This is a genomic window from Thermoactinomyces intermedius, from assembly GCF_013912365.1.
Classification (GTDB): domain Bacteria; phylum Bacillota; class Bacilli; order Thermoactinomycetales; family Thermoactinomycetaceae; genus Thermoactinomyces; species Thermoactinomyces intermedius.
The window spans coordinates 18,260-38,410 of the sequence record NZ_JACETT010000009.1; the positions used below are offsets into that span (position 1 = coordinate 18,260).

24 protein-coding genes and 1 tRNA gene are annotated in these 20,151 nt (G+C 49.9%); 1 reads left to right on the top strand and 24 read right to left on the bottom strand.

Going from position 1 to position 20,151, the window contains the following annotated elements; genetic code table 11:
* Window positions 1-22: 22 nt before the first annotated feature.
* The 22 genes from trpA to H1R82_RS02830 form a co-directional block, all read right to left on the bottom strand.
* On the bottom strand, window positions 23-820 hold the full coding sequence (trpA, locus tag H1R82_RS02725) for a tryptophan synthase subunit alpha (protein ID WP_181732069.1): 798 nt from the start codon (window positions 818-820) through the stop codon (window positions 23-25).
* Window positions 820-2,019 carry a tryptophan synthase subunit beta gene (gene trpB, locus H1R82_RS02730; RefSeq protein WP_181732068.1) on the bottom strand — a complete coding sequence of 400 codons (1,200 nt, stop codon included), beginning with the start codon at window positions 2,017-2,019 and terminating at the stop codon, window positions 820-822. Before trpB ends, trpA begins: the two co-directional genes overlap by 1 nt.
* Window positions 2,003-2,671, bottom strand: a complete 669-nt coding sequence (locus H1R82_RS02735) for a phosphoribosylanthranilate isomerase (RefSeq protein ID WP_181732067.1) — start codon at window positions 2,669-2,671, stop codon at window positions 2,003-2,005. The genes trpB and H1R82_RS02735 overlap by 17 nt, the downstream gene beginning before the upstream one ends.
* Window positions 2,668-3,447 carry an indole-3-glycerol phosphate synthase TrpC gene (trpC, locus tag H1R82_RS02740; RefSeq protein WP_181732066.1) on the bottom strand — a complete coding sequence of 260 codons (780 nt, stop codon included), beginning with the start codon at window positions 3,445-3,447 and terminating at the stop codon, window positions 2,668-2,670. Before trpC ends, H1R82_RS02735 begins: the two co-directional genes overlap by 4 nt.
* Window positions 3,437-4,459 carry an anthranilate phosphoribosyltransferase gene (gene trpD, locus H1R82_RS02745; RefSeq protein ID WP_181732065.1) on the bottom strand — a complete coding sequence of 341 codons (1,023 nt, stop codon included), beginning with the start codon at window positions 4,457-4,459 and terminating at the stop codon, window positions 3,437-3,439. The genes trpC and trpD overlap by 11 nt, the downstream gene beginning before the upstream one ends.
* Entirely contained in the window at window positions 4,456-5,970 is a 1,515-nt protein-coding gene (trpE, locus tag H1R82_RS02750) for an anthranilate synthase component I (protein WP_181732064.1), read from the bottom strand. Before trpE ends, trpD begins: the two co-directional genes overlap by 4 nt.
* A 229-nt stretch (window positions 5,971-6,199) precedes the next feature.
* The gene (aroB, locus tag H1R82_RS02755) at window positions 6,200-7,309 is read right to left on the bottom strand and encodes a 3-dehydroquinate synthase (protein WP_181732063.1); all 1,110 of its coding nucleotides are present in this window, start codon (window positions 7,307-7,309) and stop codon (window positions 6,200-6,202) included.
* Complete coding sequence (gene aroC, locus H1R82_RS02760) at window positions 7,309-8,469, bottom strand: chorismate synthase (protein WP_181732062.1); 1,161 nt, start codon at window positions 8,467-8,469, stop codon at window positions 7,309-7,311. Before aroC ends, aroB begins: the two co-directional genes overlap by 1 nt.
* Window positions 8,470-8,661: 192 nt before the next feature.
* Window positions 8,662-9,105 (bottom strand): nucleoside-diphosphate kinase, encoded by a 444-nt coding sequence (gene ndk / locus H1R82_RS02765; RefSeq protein WP_181732061.1) that lies wholly within the window; start codon window positions 9,103-9,105, stop codon window positions 8,662-8,664.
* A gap of 91 nt (window positions 9,106-9,196) precedes the next feature.
* Window positions 9,197-10,168 carry a polyprenyl synthetase family protein gene (locus H1R82_RS02770; RefSeq protein WP_181732060.1) on the bottom strand — a complete coding sequence of 324 codons (972 nt, stop codon included), beginning with the start codon at window positions 10,166-10,168 and terminating at the stop codon, window positions 9,197-9,199.
* 97 nt (window positions 10,169-10,265) lie between these two features.
* A complete protein-coding gene (locus H1R82_RS02775) occupies window positions 10,266-11,135 on the bottom strand; it encodes a UbiA-like polyprenyltransferase (protein WP_181732059.1) in 870 nt (289 codons plus the stop codon).
* A gap of 23 nt (window positions 11,136-11,158) precedes the next feature.
* Window positions 11,159-11,884: a demethylmenaquinone methyltransferase gene (locus H1R82_RS02780; protein ID WP_220215024.1), complete on the bottom strand. Its 726-nt coding sequence runs from the start codon at window positions 11,882-11,884 to the stop codon at window positions 11,159-11,161.
* The gene (locus H1R82_RS02785) at window positions 11,881-12,618 is read right to left on the bottom strand and encodes a heptaprenyl diphosphate synthase component 1 (protein WP_181732058.1); all 738 of its coding nucleotides are present in this window, start codon (window positions 12,616-12,618) and stop codon (window positions 11,881-11,883) included. Before H1R82_RS02785 ends, H1R82_RS02780 begins: the two co-directional genes overlap by 4 nt.
* Window positions 12,619-12,644: 26 nt before the next feature.
* Window positions 12,645-13,205, bottom strand: coding sequence for a hypothetical protein (locus H1R82_RS02790; protein ID WP_037995273.1), 561 nt, complete (start codon window positions 13,203-13,205; stop codon window positions 12,645-12,647).
* A 77-nt stretch (window positions 13,206-13,282) separates the two neighbouring features.
* The gene (gene mtrB, locus H1R82_RS02795) at window positions 13,283-13,504 is read right to left on the bottom strand and encodes a trp RNA-binding attenuation protein MtrB (protein WP_037995275.1); all 222 of its coding nucleotides are present in this window, start codon (window positions 13,502-13,504) and stop codon (window positions 13,283-13,285) included.
* A gap of 98 nt (window positions 13,505-13,602) precedes the next feature.
* Window positions 13,603-13,679, bottom strand: a tRNA-Pro gene (locus H1R82_RS02800).
* A 78-nt stretch (window positions 13,680-13,757) separates the two neighbouring features.
* Window positions 13,758-14,321 carry a GTP cyclohydrolase I FolE gene (gene folE / locus H1R82_RS02805; protein ID WP_037995277.1) on the bottom strand — a complete coding sequence of 188 codons (564 nt, stop codon included), beginning with the start codon at window positions 14,319-14,321 and terminating at the stop codon, window positions 13,758-13,760.
* Between the two features lie 144 nt (window positions 14,322-14,465).
* The gene (hbs, locus tag H1R82_RS02810; RefSeq protein WP_037995279.1) at window positions 14,466-14,741 is read right to left on the bottom strand and encodes a non-specific DNA-binding protein Hbs; all 276 of its coding nucleotides are present in this window, start codon (window positions 14,739-14,741) and stop codon (window positions 14,466-14,468) included.
* A 170-nt stretch (window positions 14,742-14,911) separates the two neighbouring features.
* The gene (gene spoIVA / locus H1R82_RS02815) at window positions 14,912-16,390 is read right to left on the bottom strand and encodes a stage IV sporulation protein A (protein ID WP_037995281.1); all 1,479 of its coding nucleotides are present in this window, start codon (window positions 16,388-16,390) and stop codon (window positions 14,912-14,914) included.
* A gap of 164 nt (window positions 16,391-16,554) precedes the next feature.
* Window positions 16,555-16,698 carry a hypothetical protein gene (locus H1R82_RS02820; RefSeq protein WP_156097728.1) on the bottom strand — a complete coding sequence of 48 codons (144 nt, stop codon included), beginning with the start codon at window positions 16,696-16,698 and terminating at the stop codon, window positions 16,555-16,557.
* 69 nt (window positions 16,699-16,767) lie between these two features.
* Complete coding sequence (locus H1R82_RS02825; RefSeq protein ID WP_181732057.1) at window positions 16,768-17,499, bottom strand: YphF family lipoprotein; 732 nt, start codon at window positions 17,497-17,499, stop codon at window positions 16,768-16,770.
* A 12-nt stretch (window positions 17,500-17,511) separates the two neighbouring features.
* A complete protein-coding gene (locus H1R82_RS02830) occupies window positions 17,512-17,736 on the bottom strand; it encodes a hypothetical protein (protein WP_181732056.1) in 225 nt (74 codons plus the stop codon).
* Window positions 17,737-17,813: 77 nt separating this feature from the next.
* On the opposite strand from H1R82_RS02830, the gene H1R82_RS02835 reads away from it, so the two are divergent.
* Window positions 17,814-18,353 (top strand): hypothetical protein, encoded by a 540-nt coding sequence (locus H1R82_RS02835; protein ID WP_181732055.1) that lies wholly within the window; start codon window positions 17,814-17,816, stop codon window positions 18,351-18,353.
* Window positions 18,354-18,516: 163 nt separating this feature from the next.
* Here H1R82_RS02835 and H1R82_RS02840 read toward each other — a convergent pair whose 3' ends face one another.
* Both H1R82_RS02840 and plsY read right to left on the bottom strand, forming a co-directional pair.
* A complete protein-coding gene (locus H1R82_RS02840; protein WP_181732054.1) occupies window positions 18,517-19,542 on the bottom strand; it encodes an NAD(P)H-dependent glycerol-3-phosphate dehydrogenase in 1,026 nt (341 codons plus the stop codon).
* Window positions 19,539-20,147 (bottom strand): glycerol-3-phosphate 1-O-acyltransferase PlsY, encoded by a 609-nt coding sequence (gene plsY, locus H1R82_RS02845; RefSeq protein WP_181732053.1) that lies wholly within the window; start codon window positions 20,145-20,147, stop codon window positions 19,539-19,541. The genes H1R82_RS02840 and plsY overlap by 4 nt, the downstream gene beginning before the upstream one ends.
* Window positions 20,148-20,151 lie beyond the last annotated feature (4 nt).

Below are 20,151 nucleotides of genomic sequence, written 5' to 3' on the forward strand. Positions count from 1 at the left end.
CTTTCAATTTTTTATTTCTATCTTACTCCGATTTTAACTGTCTGACAAACACCCTGATGTTCTTCAATCCGTCTTCCCTTCTCCCCAGATCCTTCAACAAGTCCGATTGTTCCTCGATTTTTTTGACCAACGCACTTCCGACCACAACGCCATCGGTATGGTTTAAAAAGTGCCGGACATGTTCCCGATTGGAAATGCCAAAACCCACTGCCGTGGGAACGGGACTGAATTTCCGCACCGTATCCAAAAAATGACTGGTTTGTCCGGCGAATTGATCCCGCATCCCGGTCGTTCCCAGTGAAGAGACGCAGTAAACAAACCCTTGGGCTTTTGAAACGATTTCTTTCACCCGGTCTTGGGATGTCGGCGCCACCAGGGGGATCACGCACAAGCCGCGTTTTTTTCCCAAATAGCGTAATTCTTCGCTTTCTTCAAAAGGCAAATCCGGGACAATCAACCCGTCAAAGCCGTGAGCGACCGCTTCCTCCACCAGTTTTTCCATGCCGAACCGGTACACGGGATTGGCATACGTAAACAAAATCAAAGGCACTTCACTGCCGTTTTTTCGCATCTTTTTTCCCAATTGCAGCACTTTGGCCAAGGTCACCTGATTTTTCAAAGCGCGTTCCCCCGCGGCCTGAATGACGGGACCGTCGGCCATCGGATCCGAAAATGGAACCCCCAGTTCAACGGCCGAAACCCCTTCCTCTTCCAGCAACCGGATGAGGCTTTCTGTCACTTCCATATCCGGATCGCCACACATGATGAAGGGAATGAAATGGTTCTCTTTTTGAGCCAAGGTTTGTTGCAAACGGTTCATTACGGTTCACCTCTTAACGCCCGGCGGATCGTCTCCACATCCTTATCCCCGCGGCCTGATAAACAAATCACAATCAAATCCCGAAAATCCCGTTGTTTGGCCAACCGGATCCCTTCCCAAATGGCATGCGCCGACTCCAACGCCGGCAAAATCCCTTCCGTCCGGCAAAGGATTTTCACCGCTTCCAATGCTTCCTGGTCGGTCACCGAAGTATATCGCACCTGGCCGGTCTTGTGCAGGTACGCATGCTCGGGTCCGACCCCGGGGTAATCCAATCCGGCTGAAATAGAATGGGCGGGCAACACCTGGCCGTGTTCATCCTGCAAGAAATAACTGTACATGCCGTGCAAGACGCCGGTCTCCCCTTTGCTGAGCGAAGCGGCATGCAATCCGGTGGACAAGCCTTTTCCCGCGGCTTCCACCCCGTGAAGGTGCACCTCTTCCTCATCCAGAAACCCGGAAAACATGCCGATTGCATTGCTTCCTCCCCCGACACAAGCCACCACATCCGTCGGAAGTCGTCCTTCCCGGTTTAAGATTTGGATCCTTGTCTCATCACCGATCACCCGTTGAAACGTTTTGACAATCAACGGATAAGGATGGGGTCCCACGGCCGAACCGATCAGATAGAAGGCATGATCCACTTCCGCCACCCAACGCCGGAGTGCTTCATTGGTGGCATCTTTTAATGTGCGGGTACCGGAGCAAACCGGTTGCACTTTCGCCCCCAACAGTTCCATCCGAAAAACATTCAACTGTTGCCGTTTGATATCTTCTTCTCCCATAAACACTTCACATTCCAGCCCCAAAAGAGCAGCAACCGTTGCCGTGGCCACCCCGTGCTGACCGGCTCCGGTCTCGGCAATCAATTTGGTTTTCCCCATCCGCTTGGCCAAAAGCGCCTGCCCCAAAGCATTGTTGATCTTATGGGCACCGGTATGGTTCAAATCCTCCCGTTTCAAATAAATTTTGGCCCCTCCGGCATATTCGGTGAGCCTTTTTGCATAAGTCAATGCGGTCGGGCGTCCCGAATAATGTTCCAACCAATGGTTTAACTCTTCTTTAAAGGAAGGATCCTTCATCGCCTCTTCAAATCCGGCTTCCAGTTCGATCAGGGCATTCATGGTGGTTTCGGGAACGTAACGCCCCCCGAATTCCCCGTATCTCCAAGACGCGGCTTTTTTATGAAGAAGTGGCATAAGCTTTTTTCACCCTTTCCAAAAAAAGGCGCATTTTTGCGCTGTCTTTGTGTTGATCGATTTCTATTCCGCCGGACACGTCAATTCCGTCGGGCCGGTAGCGGGTGATCAACTCCGTCACATTGTTTTCGTCCAATCCCCCGGCAACCCAACAGGGCAGATTCAATTGGTGGCATGCCTCCTTCCAGGCCGGGATCAAACGCCAATCAAACCGTTTTCCGGTTCCGCCTTTTATGTTTCCGGCTGCGGTGTCGAGCAAAATCGCATCGGCCCACGGCTGATACGCTTCCAGCTTCCCCGGTTCCGGCAAAGAGTCTTGCATATGAAACACTTTGGTAAGATGAAGGCCGGGGCGGGCCGACTTGATTTTTTGGAGCAACTCAACAGGCTCTTCTCCATGCAGTTGAATACCGGACAGAAGCGCGGTTTCCAACCAACTTTTCACTTCATCCCAAGAAGGATTTTGTAAAACCCCGATGGCCGCCTGCCCTTTAGACAGATGCCGGACCAATTCCGGCAAACGGCTGCGGGGCACGGATCTTCTCCGGCCGGGAACCAGCACAAATCCCAAAGCATCCACCGGCAACCGGCTGGCTGTTTGCACATCCCGGGCTCTTTGAAAACCGCAGAACTTGATAAAAGGCTTTTTCATCTTCTTAAACCCTCTCGCAATTCACGAACGGCCCGTTCCGGATCTTCCTGACGCATCAGGTATTCCCCGACGAGCAACCCTTGCACCCCGGCTTTGTGCATCCGTTTTGCATCTTCCAAAGAGAGAACACCGCTCTCCCCGATCACAGGGCGTCCCGGGGGAATGAGCGGTCTCAGCTTCTCAGTATGGGAGATATCGGTTTGAAAGGTATGCAAGTTCCGGTTATTGATTCCGATCACATCCGGGTCGCACGAAAGCGCCGGAGGAATTTCGTCTTCTTCATGGATTTCAACCAGAACTTCCATCCCCAGCTCATGAGCCGTGCAGGTGAACCGTTTTAACCGCTCTTCATCCAGTAAAGCGGCAATGAGTAAAATGATGTCGGCTCCCAACAGCTTGCTTTCATACACCTGCAATTCATCCATGATGAAATCTTTGCGAAGCACGGGCAAGCCGACATTTTGTTTCACCTGTGTCAAATATTCCGGTTTGCCGTGAAAATAAACGGTATCCGTCAACACTGACACGGCTGCCGCCCCGCCAAGCTCATATCCCTTGGCCACCTTCACCGGATCCAACTTTTCTGAGATTACCCCTTTGGACGGAGAGGCGGATTTCACCTCGGCAATAATGGCCGCCTCCGTCCCGGACAACTTCTTTTTTAAAGACAACCCCTGCGGAAGGCGTTTGGCACGCTTCCGGTCATGCGAAGAAATTTGCTCGTGAAGGGCTCTGATTTCTTTTGCTTTGGTGTCTGCGATTTTTTCAAGAAACATAGGTAACCTCCTTCGAAGCTTGAACCACTTTGTTCAGCTGCTCCCGGGCACGTCCTGATTGAATGATCCGTTTCGCCTGCTCCGTTCCTTCTTTCAATGATCCGGCTTTCCCCGCAAGATAGAGGACCGCCCCGGCATTGATGCTGACGATATCGGCAGGAGCCCCCTCCTTGCCCGCAAAAACTTCTTTCATGATCCGGGCATTTTCTTTTGCGGTTCCGCCCCGGAGCCCGGCTGCATGCCAACGGGTCACTCCGAGGGACTCCGGAGTGACCTCGTAAGTTTTCACCTCTCCGTTCTCCAATTCACTGATGCGGGTCGCATCCGTCACCGTCATCTCATCCAAGCCGTCCAGCCCCGACACCACCAGCGCTCTTTTGACGCCCAAGTGATTCAATACATGCGCCACCTTCCCGGTTAAGCCGGCATCATAAACGCCCAACAATTGCACTTTCACCCGCGCCGGATTCAACAGGGGCCCCATCAAATTGAAACAGGTGCGAAACCCGAGCTCTTTGCGGATGGACATCACCTTTTTGACCGCCGGATGAAACAATGGGGCGAATAAAAAACAAAGCCCTGTCTTTTCAAGCATTTTTACTGCTTCATCGGCATTCAGGCGGATATTCATCTTTAAGGCCTCCAAGACATCGGCACTCCCGCTTTTGCCCGATACCGCGCGGTTTCCGTGTTTGATGACGGGCACCCCCGCCGCAGATGCAACGATGGATGCCGCTGTTGAAATGTTAAATGTTTTTTGTCCGTCCCCGCCGGTTCCGCAAGTATCCACCGCTTCTTCAAACGGGTTCCGGACGGGAATGGTTTGCGAATGGATGCCTTCGACAAAGCCGATCAGTTCTTCCACCGTTTCCCCTTTCATCCGCAGCGCAGTCAAAAAACTGGCGATTTGCGCCTGTGGCACGTTTCCGTTGATCATCGCTTCTATCGCTTGCTTTGCTTCGCTGCGGCTGAGAGGTTCGCCTTCCACCACTTTTTTCAGAAACGGCTTCATCCCACCGAACTCCTTGCCTTTTCCGGCCGGACCATTGCCAATGCTTTGAGCATCCCCTTGGCTTTATGCAAGGTCTCGAAATATTCCCTTTCCGGATCCGATGCAGCAACAATGCCCGCACCGGATTGAACCTGTGCTTTTCCGTCACGGAACACAATGGTCCGGATGGTAATGCATTGGTCCATATCCCCACTGAAGCTGAAATAACCGAGTGCTCCCCCGTAAATGCCCCGGGGAGACGCCTCCAGATCGGCGATGATTTCCATCGCCCGCACCCTGGGCGCTCCGGACAAGGTTCCCGCCGGGAAACAAGCGATCAAAGCATCCATGGGTTTCTTTCCTTCTTTCAATTCCCCTTGGATCCGGGAAACCAGATGCATGACATGGGAATATTTTTCGATTTTCATATAATCCGGCACTTTCACCGTTCCCACTTTGGCAACGCGCCCGATGTCTTCCCGGCCCAGATCCACCAACATCACATGTTCGTCGCGTTCTTTTTGGTCCTGCAACAAATCATCCATCAATTCCTGATCTTCCTGTTCGTCTTTTCCGCGCGGTCTGGTTCCGGCAATGGGGCAGGTTTCCGCGGTGGACCCGGTGACACGCACCAACACTTCCGGCGAAGTCCCGACGACCTTCTCATCCCCGAGGTTCAAATAATACATGTAAGGGGAAGGATTCAAAACCCTTAACGCCCGGTATACATCGAAGGGCGGAGGTGCCGTCTCCACCGTCAGCGAACGGGCCAGGACCACTTGCAAAACTTCGCCGTTTTGAATGTATTCCTTGGTTTGTTTCACCATTTGCATAAATTCGTCTTTGCTGACGTCCGGTTTAATATCCAGTTCGGAAACTTCCCTTTCTTCAAAAGATAATGAAGGAACGGGACCTGGCTTCTTCAAAAACTCCGATGACCATTTCTCCAGCCGGTCTGCCTCCTGATCATAGGCCTCTTTTATTTCCTGAGCGGACATCCCGGGGAAAACCTTCAGATGGGAAACAAAGATGACTTCATCTTTCAGATGGTCAAACACCAGCAACCGGTCCACGAACAAATAATGGAGGTCGTTTTGATCAGAAGTCCCTTTGGTCACCTTCCGGTCGGGCTCAATAAACCGGACGGCATCGTAACCGGTGTAGCCGACCGCTCCTCCCAAAAATGAAGGAAAATCTTTATAAACCGGGGTTTTATACTGTTCCAACATGGATTTTAAAAAATCAAACGGGGAAGATGTCACTGTTGTTTCGCTTTCGCCATTCCGCTTTGTCGTCGTGATTTCGGTTCCTTTTCCTTTGACCGTCAAAAACGGGTCATATCCGATAAAGGAATACCGGGACCGGTGCTCACTCTCTTCGACACTTTCCAGCAAAAAGGAATTGGGTTGATCCTTCACCCGGGCATACAAGCGGATGGGGGTTTCGGTATCAGCCAGCACTCTTTTGCAAAGCGGAATCAAGCGGTATTTTTTGCTCAGTGACAAAGCCGTTTCTCGTGTGGGGTAAATCAAAAAAATCCCTCCTCAAAAATGGGTTTTGAGAGAAGGGAAAAGCGGGGATTGCAGAGGAAAATATAAAAACCAAAGCAAGCATTGCTTTGGCTGTTTTTTCATGTATCATTCAGCCTCCACTCTGCTCCGCTATCTCCATTCTCTGCTCAACTCAGCTCATCTGAATAACTATGCTACTCATTCTATGATTATTACTTTATCGAAGAGGCAAAAAATTGTCAACCCGAAATCAGGGTTTCATTTCCCGGTCCGGCAACAATCGCTGCAAGACCCGTTTGATTTCTTCCTCCGGCACATCCCGTACAATCTCCACGTTGCCGATATCCCGGGCCAGAACAAACACATATTTTCCTTGTTGCGCTTTTTTGTCCCGCTTCATGATCCCGATCAGGGACGCAACCGGCCATGAATCGGTGCAAACAACGGGCAGTCCGAACGATTTCAGAATCCGTCCGGTTTCCCGGATCACCTCCCGGTTTGTTCCCAACAACCGTTCGCTTAATTGCGCGGCCCCGTTCATTCCGATGGAAATCGCCTCTCCATGGGTGTAAACCTGATATCCGGACACCGCCTCCAAGGCATGGCCAATGGTGTGCCCATAATTCAAAATGGCGCGAAGGCCGGTTTCCCTTTCATCTTGGGACACCACATCCGCCTTGATCTGACAACCCCGGTAAACGGATTCCATCATGGCATCATGGTCCCGTGCATCCAGCGATTCACGATGTTCATCCAACCATTCGACGAAGGAAGCATCCCGGATCAGGCCGTGTTTGATCACTTCCGCCATTCCGGACCGCCATTCTCTCGCCGGCAGTGTCTTTAAACAGGCCACATCAAAGACAACCATCAACGGCTGATGAAAAGCGCCGATATAATTTTTGCCCATGGGATGGTTCACGGCCACTTTGCCGCCGACACTGCTGTCATGGGCCAATAAAGTGGTGGGAATTTGAACGAACGGAATCCCACGCATGTAACTGGCCGCCAAAAAACCGGCCAGATCACCTACCACACCTCCGCCCAAGGCCAAAATCACACTGCGGCGATCCAGGCCAAATTTCAAACATTCCCCCGTCAAATGTTCCAGCATTTGCAAGCTCTTGCTTTTCTCCCCCGCTTCGACGACAGAGATCCCAGCCTGAAATCCGGCTTGCTCCAACGCGTCGCGCAATTTGCCGGCATAAAGCGGAGCCACGTGGGTGTCCGTGACAATCATCAGTTTGCAATCCGTTTCAATGTGGTGTTGCTTTAAAAACGATGGCACTTTTTCCAACAGACCGTTTCCGATGTAAATCGGGTAAGACCGTTCTTTTCCCTGCACCGTCAATGTTTTCATCAGAAACTCAACACGCTTTCCTGATACTGCTTCAATTGTCGTTTCACCTCATCCATGGTGTCTCCCGAAAATTTGCCCAAGAGCGCTTGTGCCACTTCCCAAGCCACCACATTTTCCATCACCACGCTGGCTGCCGGAACCGCACAGCTGTCGGAACGTTCGATGCTTGCCTGAAATGGTTCTTTTGTCTCAATATCAACACTTTGGAGAGGTTTGTACAAGGTGGGAATGGGCTTCATGACGCCTCTGACAATGATGGGCTCGCCGGTGGTCATTCCGCCTTCGAATCCGCCCAACCGATTGGTCCGGCGGTAAAATCCGCGTTCTTTTGACCACAAAATTTCGTCATGAACTTCGGATCCCTTCCGCTTGGCGGCCTCAAAACCGATTCCAAATTCGACTCCTTTGAAGGCATTGATGCTGACCACCGCACGCGCAATATTGGCATCCAGTTTGCGGTCCCAATGAACATGGCTTCCCAATCCGACCGGAACCCCTTGCACAATGGTCTCCACGACGCCTCCCAGGGAATCTCCCTCTTTTTTCGCTTGATCGATGAGGGCCATCATTTTTTCCTCAGCGTTTTGATCGAGACAACGCACAGGGGACAATTCGGCACGTTCCACCATCTCCTCAAAGGACAATTCCACCGGCTCCGCAACGACATCGCCAATGCGGATCACGTGGCCGGCAATGCGGATTCCGCATTCTTCCAGAATCAAACGGGCCACCGCTCCTGCAGCGACACGGGCTGCGGTTTCCCTGGCGCTGGACCGTTCCAAAACATCACGCATATCCCGGTGTTGATACTTGATAGCTCCATTCAAATCGGCATGCCCCGGACGCGGGCGGGAAATTTTCCGTTTCTCTGCTTCTTCCGGAATCGGATCCACACTCATCACTTTTTTCCAATGGTTAAAATCCCGGTTTTCAATCACAAGGGTGACGGGTGCTCCTGTTGTCTTCCCGAACCGGACACCGGACAAAATTTTCACTTGGTCCTTTTCAATCTGCATGCGTCGGCCGCGTCCATACCCTTTTTGACGACGGGCCAATTCGCGGTCAATTTTCTCTTTATCCAAGGAAAGCTGGCTGGGCAATCCTTCAATGATCACTGTTAATTGCGGACCGTGTGACTCTCCTGCTGTCAGATACCTCATGCTCATCTCCCTCTCATCTCAATGAAAAAATTTGATAGTAATCATAACACAGATCAACCAAACTGGGGAGAGCCAATTCCAGATAAAACCCTTTTCAAAACCGGTTTGAAGGATGGCCGCGGCCATTTTCAACCCGCCGGCTCCGAAAAAAATCAAGGCATAGCTTTTCGCTATGCCTTATCAAACCGGTTTTCAGATCCAACGATTGATAGTTTTCTCATAATGATTGAAATCTTCCTCATCAAACCACAGTGCAATTTCCCGCTCGGCGCTTTCCGGCGAATCGGAACCGTGAACGATGTTCATCGCCACATTGACGCCATAATCGCCCCGGATCGTTCCCGGCAACGCTTCGGAAGGATTGGTTTTCCCCATCATTTGGCGGGCTGCCGCAATAATGCCGTTTCCTTGCCAAACCATCGCAAAGACCGGTCCGGAAGTAATGAAGTCCACCAACTCGTCAAAGAAGGGCTTCTCTTTATGCTCGATATAATGCTGCTCCGCAAGCTCGCGGGATACGGTCATCAACTTGGCACCCACCAGTTGGTAACCTTTCCTCTCAAAACGGGACACGATTTCTCCGATCAATCCGCGTTGCACACCATCCGGCTTTACCATGATAAATGTTTTTTCCATTTGGTTCATCCTCCACCTTTATGTATAAACAAAAAGAAAAAAGCGTCATGAAAAATTTTAACAAGTTTAAATTGTAAACGCAACCATCCCGTCAATAAGACCGTTCAACAATGAATTCCGCAATCAGCCGGAGGGATTCCCGTTCGGTGGAAGCCGGTAATTGCTTTAAACAGTGCATCGCTTTATTCATGTAGCGTTTGGACAAATCCAAGGTATATTCGATGCCCCCGCTTTTTCTGACCTGATCCAACACCTGGGAGAGGGAGACCATTTCCCCTTGCGAGCGCAAATAAGAACGAATGGATTCCCGCGCATCTTCATCGCCTTGGTATAACGCGTAGATCACCGGCAAGGTCACGTTTCCCTGCCGCAAATCATTTCCCGCCGGTTTTCCCAATGTCTCTTCATCCCCGATAAAATCCAATACATCATCCTTCATCTGAAAAGCCATTCCCACGTAATACCCGTATGCTTTCAACCACTGAACATGGCGGGGGGAAGCCTGGCTCACGAGCGCCCCCAATTGACAACTGACCGATATGAGCAAAGCGGTTTTCCGTTTGATCCGGCGCAAATAACGGCGCAACGACAATCTTTCCGAATACAGATCCTCGATCTGATCCATTTCCCCCAGGCAAACCAAGGTCATCGCTTTGGCCAGAATGGGATGAACCGTCTTATCTTTCAAACCGGACAACTCCATCAAGGCCCGGGCCAAAATAAAGTCCCCGGTATACATGGCCACTTTATTGTCCCATTCCTTTTTGATGGTCGCTTGCCCCCGTCGTGTATCCGCATCGTCAATCACATCATCATGAACCAGGGTAGCCATGTGTATCAACTCCAGCGCCACGGCTACCCTTTTTAATTCTTCACGCTCATAATGACCGAACCGCCCGGACAACAGCACAAACACGGGGCGCATCCGCTTGCCGCCGGCTTTGAGCAAATGTGCGGATGATTCATTGAGCACCGGTTGTCCGGTCTCGATGGCGTTTTGTAATTCTTCTTCAATCCAATCCAGATCCTTTTTGATCACATGGTAAATTTCTTGCAAATTCATCATCTTCACCCTAACACATACCAACCGGTCGGCGGGTTGGCATGCCGATTTCAATATCCTCAATCCGGCTTTCTTTAAAAAAACCGGAAATTCGCCTTTACAGCCATACATCCAGAAGCATGAAGGCGAACACAACCACACTCAGTACCCCGTTCATGGTGAAAAACGCCGTGTTTAAACGGGATAAATCATCTGCAGAAACAATGGCGTGTTCATAAATCAGAACCCCCAATGCAATAGCCGTTCCAATCCCAAACCAGATCCCCAGGTTGGTCAGCAACAACAGCGCAATCAATCCGGCTGCCGTCCCCACGTGCATCAGCGAAGAAATCACCAATGCTTTTCTGATTCCAAAACGGGCCGGGATGGAGTGAATTTTTTCTTTCCGGTCAAACTCAACATCCTGGCAGGCGTAAATCACATCAAATCCGCCGATCCACAATGCCACCGTCGCAAACAAAATCAGGGAGACCCCATCGATTTGAGCGGTGGTGGCCACCCATCCCCCCAGCGGGCCCAAAGCGGTGGCGATTCCCAAAAAGAAATGGCATGTCCAAGTGAAACGTTTGGTATACGAATAAAACCACAGGAAAAACACGGCCACCGGCAATAAATAGACGGCCAGCATATTCAACTGATAGGCCGAGAGAAAGAGCAGCGCAAACGAAACAATGACAAATCCCCATACAAAGGTGGTTGAAACCAAACCGGCCGGAATCGCCCGGTTTTTCGTGCGGGGATTTTTGGCATCGATATGCCGGTCGATCAAGCGGTTCAGGGACATCGCCGCACTCCGCGCAGCGACCATCGCCAACGTCACCCATCCCATTTCGGCCCAGGACGGAAATTCCCCTCTCACTTCCAAACTGCCCAGGATCGCCCCGAGATAGGCAAAAGGCAACGCAAAGATGCTGTGTTCAAACTTGATCATTTCCAACACGATTTTTAATTTGTTCCATGCATTCATCCAACCATCTTCCTTCTGTTCCTTTATCCATTGATTGGTTTTTTTCCGATGTGAAGAGCGGTAATGCCGCCGGTCAGCGGGTAAACCCGGATCTCCTCCAGCCCCGCCTCTTCTTTCATCAATTTCGCCAATTCTTTGTAATCGGGAAAAGGAGCGAGCGATTCCGGCAACCAGCGGTATTGCTCATAACGTCCGGCAAACCATTTTCCCATCAGCGGCAAAATCCGTTGAAAATAGAAATAATAAACCGCCCGGAACGGAGGCCACGTCGGCTTGGACAGTTCCAGGGAAACCACTTGTCCTCCCGGCTTGACCACCCGTTTCATCTCTTTTAACACTTGTACAAGATCCGGAACATTCCTCAATGCAAAACCGATGGTGGCATGATCAAACGTATTGTCCGGAAACGGCAGGTTCATCGCATCCCCGTGCATCAGCCGGATTTGGCCGGACAAAGCTTCCTTGTCCACTTTCTGCTTGCCGACATCCAACATGTTTTCACTGAAATCCAGTCCGACGATTTCGCCGGTCTTGGATGCGCGGGCCAGGGAAATCGTCCAGTCACAAGTTCCGCAACAGACGTCAATAGCTGTTTCGCCCGGTTTCACATTCATCTTTTTCATGGCGAACTTGCGCCATACTTTGTGCATGCAAAAACTCAGCAACGTATTCATCCGGTCATAATCTTTGGCGATATTTTCAAACACCTGATGGACAAACCGGGATTTCGCTTCGCCTTCCCGTGTCAAGATTCATCACTCGCTTTCGATACAGCCGTATCTGTTTTCGGCAGTTGATGGATTAAGCATGTCAAACCCGGATCCCCGGCTTGGCTGCATGCCTCCTGAAGAAACGCCTCTTTTTCCCGCAGCTTGTTCGTCCACACCTCATGTTGATGAAGCCGGGAAACAGCGGTTTGCGTTGCTTCATGGAGAACGACCAGCGCTTCTGCAATCTGAACCTTCAAGTTTTCTTCCACATGAAAAAAGTCGGCGAGCGCCGTAATCCAAGCCGTTGCAATTTTTTCAAAGTAAAACCAGACCTTCTCCACGTCCGGATCCTCTTCGTCATGAAGCAGAGAATGCAAAGACATTTTCCATTCGTTCACCCGGCACGTCACCCCGGCCAGACAACGGATTCCCTCGGTTTCATGCCGGCCGGCCAGATGCCGGTAAAACAAACTGCTGTAATGGTCCCCGGCCAGAACCGTCAGCTGCTGTTTTTGCTCGTTTTCGGAATCCGGGGAAGCGACCGCCACGCGTTCATGCATATCCGTTCCCATTTTCACCAGCGTGGTTGCCAAAATGTACAAGTCCACCCTTTTTTTGTCCGCAGCCAGGTCGCCGAGCAGCCACTGCAAAACTTGGACAAAAAAAACTGGGACTTCCGCTTCCCCGATTGTTTTGCGTACATATTTGTGATTTGCATCATTTTGAATTTGTGTAATCAACTGATTTAATGATTCATTATGTATGAATGCCATAAACAAAGTTCCTCCATTGAGGTAGTTCAAACACTGCGAATAGTATACCATACTTTTTTGGTGGATAGGCATTCTTCCAAGGTTTTCCCCTCATCACGGGAACGGGAAGAAAACCGGGTCATTTCAAACACACCCTCCAAAATCTCCTGATCCGACAACGCTTTCATCGGTGCTTTCTGCAACGCCGGCAAATCTTCTTTTCCGGCTTCCACAAAGTAACTTTCACCGGGTCTGAAATGCACAAGAACTTCCACCCGGTTGATATTTTCGACTTGCTCCAGCATCGGACAAATCAACCGCACCATCTCATGCTCCATTTCCGGTTTGGTCTGTCTGAAAGCAGTGAGCTCCAAATAAACGTTTTGCTGACGAAGGTCGGCCCGTTGAATCGTCAACTTGATCTGCCGGCTCACCAAATAGTCCACTAAATTTTCGTTGGTCAACCGATGAACTTTTTCCTCTTTAAAAACCGGTTTTGTCGGCGGGTTGTCGGGAAACAACGTCCGGCTGCACATCCAGGAAATCATCAGCGCTAAAACCGTGGACAACAAAACCGCAGCAAACCATCGGACCAGAAAACTTCTCACCCTTGTTTCCCCCTTTGATCTCCCTGATTTTATTTTATAAACAACAAGGGGGAAACATGCCTTGGGCAACAAGACCTCTACTCATCCGTCTCGATTGTTCCGAAACTGGTCATGACCGTTGCCTTTCCGCGAACTTTAATGGCGGAGGTGTTCTCCGTGAATTGTGCAATCATCACTTCGCCCCGGTCCAACTTTTCTGAATGATGAAAACGGGTGTCTCTTCCCCGGGTCAATCCGATTACATTCACCCCGTTCTCTTTGGCTTTGATAATCACATAATCACCTGAAGTTTCCTTCAATGCAAATCCCTCCTTGAGAAAATCAACTTTATTTTACCACGGTTTCATCCTTGCCATGACAATAAAAGAGACTCTCCCATGAGGAAGAGTCTCGTTGTTGGTCGGGCTAGCCAGATTTGAACTGACGACCTCTTGCGCCCCATGCAAGCGCGCTACCAAACTGCGCCATAGCCCGTCATATAATTCATATTGTCTCTCAGTGACAACTAAGATTATATAACGGGTTTTATACAGTGTCAAGAGGTTTTTTTCATTATTTTAAACCAATCAAACTCATGGCTTCGGCACGGGCAGCCGAATCTTCTGCAAACACTCCCCTGACGGCCGAGGTGACGGTTTTGGAACCCGGTTTTTTAACCCCCCGCATGGTCATGCACATATGTTCTGCTTCGATGACGACAATCACACCATACGGATCCAACGACTCCACAATGGAATCGGCCACCGTCGAAGTAATCCGTTCTTGCAATTGGGGTCTTCTGGCTACCGTTTCAACTGCGCGGGCCAACTTGCTGAGCCCGGTCACTCTTCCTCCGCGCGGGATATAACCAATATGGGCTTTCCCGAAAAACGGAACCAAATGATGCTCACAAGTGGAGAAAAAAGGAATGTCTTTCACCAAGACGAGTTCCTCGTGATCTTCACTAAAAACCACGGAAAATTGATCCTTCGGATCTTTGTTTAATCCCGAAAAAATCTCTTCATACATCCGTGCCACACGTTTTGGGGTATCTAATAAACCTTCACGGTTTGGATCTTCGCCGACAGCTTCTAAAATCATGCGTACCGCTTCTTCAATCTTGCGATGGTCTACCATTTATGTTCCTCCATCCAAAAACAAATTCCTGTACAATAAGTATTATACCAATAGAAACAAGGAACATTATATCATATTATAAAAAAACAAAAAGACCTCGAAGAAACGAGGTCTTTTTGGCAGGTTATGTAGTCCCAGCAATCATTACTTATTGACTTCTTCGCGCAATTGTTTACCTGCTTTGAAAGAAACACTTTTGCGAGCCGGAATGATCATTTCTTCACCGGTGCGCGGATTACGCCCTTTGCGCTCAGGCTTATCTTTCACTTCAAAGTTTCCGAATCCAATCAGTTGCACTTTTTCTCCTTCACGCAATGCTCCGGCAATGGCTTCCAATACAGCTTCAACCGATTTCGAAGCATCTTTTTTCGTCATTTCAGTAGCCTCTGCTACTTTATTGATCAGATCGGTTTTGTTCATATTCGCACCTCCGTTTACGAATCCAACACTCTTGCCATACAACCGGCAAATGAGTGGATTTGCGTGGGACAATCCTATACTAATATAGACAAATCGTAAGTTCAAGAGAATCTTTGCGATTTTCCCGGATAACAATAAAAAAAGCGCTGAAAACGCGCTTTCCATATTATTTATAATATAATGGCAATTAATCCCCCGGAACCCTCATTAATGATCCGCTCGAGTGTCTCCTGCAATTTATAGCGGGCATTTTCCGGCATCATGGACAGTTTGGCCTGAATGCCTTCCCGGACGATAGAATTCAGGGAACGGCCAAAGATGTCGGAATTCCAGATTTGCAACGGGTCTTTCTCAAAATCGCGCATCAGGTAATTGACCAGCTCTTCACTCTGTTTTTCCGAACCGATGATGGGCGCAAATTCGGAAGTCACGTTCACCCGGATCATATGGATCGAAGGTGCGGTTGCTTTCAAACGGACTCCAAAGCGGCTTCCCTGTTTGATCAATTCGGGTTCATCCAATGTCATTTCCTCGATTGCAGGGGCTGCCACGCCATAGCCGGTCGTACGCACCATTTTTAATGCATCTGCCACTTTGTCATATTCCCGCTTGGCAATGCTGAACTCCTGCATCAATTCCAACAGGTGATCCCGACCGCGAATTTCAACGCCGACCACTTCCTGCAACACCTGGTCATACAGATCATCCGGGGCATACAGATCAATTTCGGCAACGCCTTGCCCCATATCCATTCCGGACAGAGATGCTTTGTCAATGAAATCATATTGATAAAACTGTCCCACCACCCGGTCCACATCCCGGAGCCTTTTAATGTCTTTGACCGTTTCGCGCACGGACTCTTCAAAACTTTGCCGCAACCAATGATCTTCTTCAAGAACCATGACCCAGCTCGGGAGATTGACATTGACTTCATGCACCGGGAATTCATAAAGCACTTCCTTCATAATGCCCAAAATATCTTCTTCACTCATCGTGGCCACACTGACAGCCAGAACGGGGATGTCATATTTTTCTGCAAGTTCGCCCCTTAAAGCCTGGGTTTGTTCACTGTACGGCTGGGTTGAATTCAAGATCAGGATAAACGGTTTCCCCACTTCCTTCAGTTCTTCGATGACACGCTCTTCCACTTCTTCATAAGACTCCCGGGCCAAATCGGTGATACTGCCATCACTGGTGATTACAATGCCAACCGTTGAATGCTCCTGAATCACTTTCCGGGTGCCCACTTCCGCCGCTTCCTGAAACGGAATCGGCTCTTCAAACCACGGGGTGCTGATCATCCTCGGCCCGTTTTCATCCTCATAACCTTTGGCGCCCTCTATGGCATAGCCCACACAATCCACCAAACGAATATTGACATCCAATCCTTCGTCCACATGGATCTGAATCGCTTGATTGGGCACAAATTTCGGCTCGATGGTTGTGATGGTACGTCCTGCACCGCTGTGCGGCAACTCATCCGTCGCTCTCACTCTTTCAGCTTCATCTTCAATGTTTGGGATGACAACCTGTTCCATGAACCGCTTGATAAATGTTGATTTACCGGTGCGCACCGCACCGACCACACCCAGGTAAATATCTCCTCCTGTTCTCTCTGCAATATCTTTCAGGATATCTACTTTTTCCACGAAATTCCCTCCTCCAGAACTTAAACATCACATGCTGGTCTTGTCGCCGGTGCGAAGGCAACCCCTCCCTCCGGAACCTTCCTTGGACACTACTAATATATGAATGCTTTGCACCAATATGATTCTTCAGGTAAAAAAATAGAGCTCTCTTTTTGCAAGAAGCTCTAAGATGAACGGGATGACAAGCGGTCTTTGTGACGGGAAGAGGTTACTTTCGTCCGGAATGCGGATATTTTCACAGACCCCGACAACCTTCCCAACAAGAAAACCGACGGGATCGCCAAAAGGTGAAGCAAAAGCAGTTCCATGGGACTTCACTCCTCGGGCCCAATGTTCTTCCGCTTGTTTTCATCCTTATTCAAAGAAAAAACAGTTATTCATTTTTTGCTGTGGTTTTCCTCCTCCACCGGCAACAACCGGGGTTCGTTCCCCTCCATTTGGATCTGCGGGGAAAATGCGGGGACAAAAATTGCGTCTTCGGACAACCACAGGCGCAAATCTGTCTTTTCATCCGGTTTTTCTTTCGCATTTTGCCATTTTTTCATCACTTCTGCCCGGTAATCGAGAAATACTTTTCCTTGCCCGTCGACCACCAAAGGCAGGTTCTCCCCGGAATAAGGGCTGGGCACCTCGACGGGATCCATACGCAGTTTTTGAAAATCAACGGTGTAAAATGGCCCGCTTATTTTCTCTTTGACCGGTAAAGAATGGTGTTGTTTCACATAGCCGTTCACTTCGGCTTGGACTTTCATGACCGCATCATTGACGCGAAGGTCAAACAAGCGGACCTTGGGATCCTTTTCCACATCGACCAGAACAAACAAAAAATATCCGCCCTTTTCAAATGCCGATGGCGGGATATTCCCCAAAATCCCTTTCAACTCTTCAAAGTTCACCTTGTACTTGGTCGTTAATTTTTCATCCTCTTCTGTATACTTATACGGCAAAACCCGGTTTTCCCGGTAATATGCATCGACCGCCCCCTGCACCTGCGCCACTTGTTCCGGAAGCCGGTCGAGTTGCATCCGTTCCTCTTCCGGATACATACAACCGGCCGCAAGAAGCAGAACAAGGCTGAACATCCCGGGTAACCATTTTTTGAACCGCAAAACCATCCCTCCTCACATAAACATTCGTATCACAAAGAGCAGAACCACCAACAGGAGCAAGAAGGATACGGTTGAAAAAATCATGCTCACCCAGGCCTTTTTTTGTTGCCGTCCGACGGCCACCAAAATATTGATCAGCACCAATAAAAACAAAACAATCATTAAGTCCAATCTTTCCACACTTCCTTTTTCGTTTTCACCGGGACGGGTGAAATCCGCACCGGCCCAGGGGATCACAGGACATCTGCCTCAATTCATTCGCCTGCCCTGTGCATAAGATAAATGGACATCAGCCTGAAATGGAGGAAGCCAACATGAGTAACCAACGAAATCGGCCAAATGCTTCTCGCAAAAAGAGAAGAAAAAAAGTGACTTCCCCGGCAAAACCGGTTCAACCGCCCGGCAGAGCAAAACCGGAACCGCTGCCTCCCATGACATCCGATCATATCGCAAAAGTTCTGAGCGGATTCATGACCTTGCGTTCAACCATCCAAGATTTGAGCAAGTCTATCCAAAAGCTTGAAAGCATCATGGAATCGGCATACAAAATCTTCGAATTGACCAATCAGATGAGATCCGCCCGGCAAGCACTTCCGTCATCACGCACTTTTCCCATGCTCCCCCCGCCGGACCGGGAACACGCCCCCACAATGCCCGAGGAAGAAGAGATCCCGGTCATCGAGTGGCAGGACGAAAAAAAAGCGGATCCGCCATCCCTTTTTTCATCCATCAGCATCGGCCAGATTCTTGAACTGTTACAATCTCCATGGATTCAAAGAATGATTGCACAAATGTTCCGTCCCAAAACCGCTTCCACTTCTTCTTATTCGCAAATCAAACGAAAACAGGGGTAATGCTTATCAGGCATTACCCCTGTTTCTTGTACCCTGCTTCTCCTGACCAATCTGATTCCCTGTCCTTGTATCAGTGCTCAAGTTTTGTGGATATTGGTTGAAGCTATTACAGAGTATGAAATCACCGAAAAGCTTGCAACAGGGAAAAAGCCCAAATATCATTTTACCAACCTTGGACGATTTCTTCCAGTTCTTTTGTCCGTCCGCGCTCCATCAATTCTTTGACGGCTTGTCTTGGTTCTTTGTTTTCAAAAAGCACCAAATACAGTTGTTCATTGATGGGCATTTCCACGTTGTAACGCTTCTTTAAAGCATGGGCGGCACGGGTGGTTTTCACCCCTTCGACAACCATTCCCATCTCCTTCAGAACCTCATCCAACTTTTTGCCTTGGCTCAGCATATTGCCTGCCCGGAAATTCCGGCTGTGCTTGCTGGTGCAAGTCACAAACAAATCCCCGACCCCGGCGAGGCCGGCAAAGGTAATGGGCTCGGCTCCCATCGCGGAACCCAAACGGGCAATTTCGGCCAATCCGCGGGTCATCAGGGCGGCTTTGGCATTATCGCCGAATTGAAGCCCGTCTGCCAAGCCGGAAGCGAGAGCGATCACGTTTTTCAGCGCCCCGCCCACTTCAACGCCCACCACGTCCGGATTGGTGTAGACGCGAAAATAATGGTTCATGAACAAGGTTTGAACCTTTTCCGCTGCCGGCAACCCGGAGGATGCCACGACAACGGCAGTCGGACACTTCCGGATCACTTCTTCCGCATGGCTGGGACCGGATAATACGACCAGCCGGCTTTGGTACGATCCGCCCAGCTCTTCCAGCAAAACTTCCGACATTCGCTTCCACGTATCCAATTCGAAACCTTTTGTCGCATGCACAACGAGGGCATCCGGAGGCAGGTACGGCTTCACTTTCTTGGCCACTTCCCTCATGGTGTGCGAAGGCACCACAAAAACGACGATGTCCCGCTCCTTCAGGCACTCAGCCAGCGAAGAGGACGCAAAAAGCGATTCCGGAAGTTTCACCCCCGGCAAATATTTTTCATTGGTGTGAGACCGGTTGATTTCCTCTGTCTGCTCATCCCTGCGGGCCCAGATCTTCACATCATGGCCATTTTCCACAAGAACCGATGCAAGAGCGCTTCCCCAACTTCCTGCACCCAGCACTGCTATTCGTTGTTTCATGCCTTCTCTCCTCTGAATGAGATCTTCCGTTCTTTTCCGCGAATCAAATTACGAATGTTCACCCGGTGGCGCCAAACGGACATCACCGTGATAACCAGCATCAGCCCGATCAAGATCCCGGAATAATCCAGGATCCACATCATGACGGGGATAAAGAGGGCCAAAACCAGCGACCCCAATGAAACATAACGAGTAATGACAATAAACAAAATCGCCAAAATCCCGGAAACAAGGGTGGCGCCAAAAAAACAGGTGGCTGTCACCCCGACCATGGTGGCGATCCCTTTTCCTCCCCGAAAACGAAGAAACACCGGCCAGTTATGGCCAACAATGGCCGCAATCCCGCATACAACCATCCATACCGGGTCTCCGTGAGACAACCAGTGACCCAGCCCCACCGCCGCCACTCCTTTGACGGCATCCAGGACAAAGACGGCTGCCGCAGGTCCTGCGCCAAGAACACGCAACGTGTTCGTTGCCCCGGCATTCCCGCTTCCATATTCCCGGATATCCACGCCTTTTAACCAGCGTGTAAACAAATAACTGAAACTGATCGACCCCAGCAAATAGGAGATCAATAAGGATATCCCCCAACTGAACAACATATTC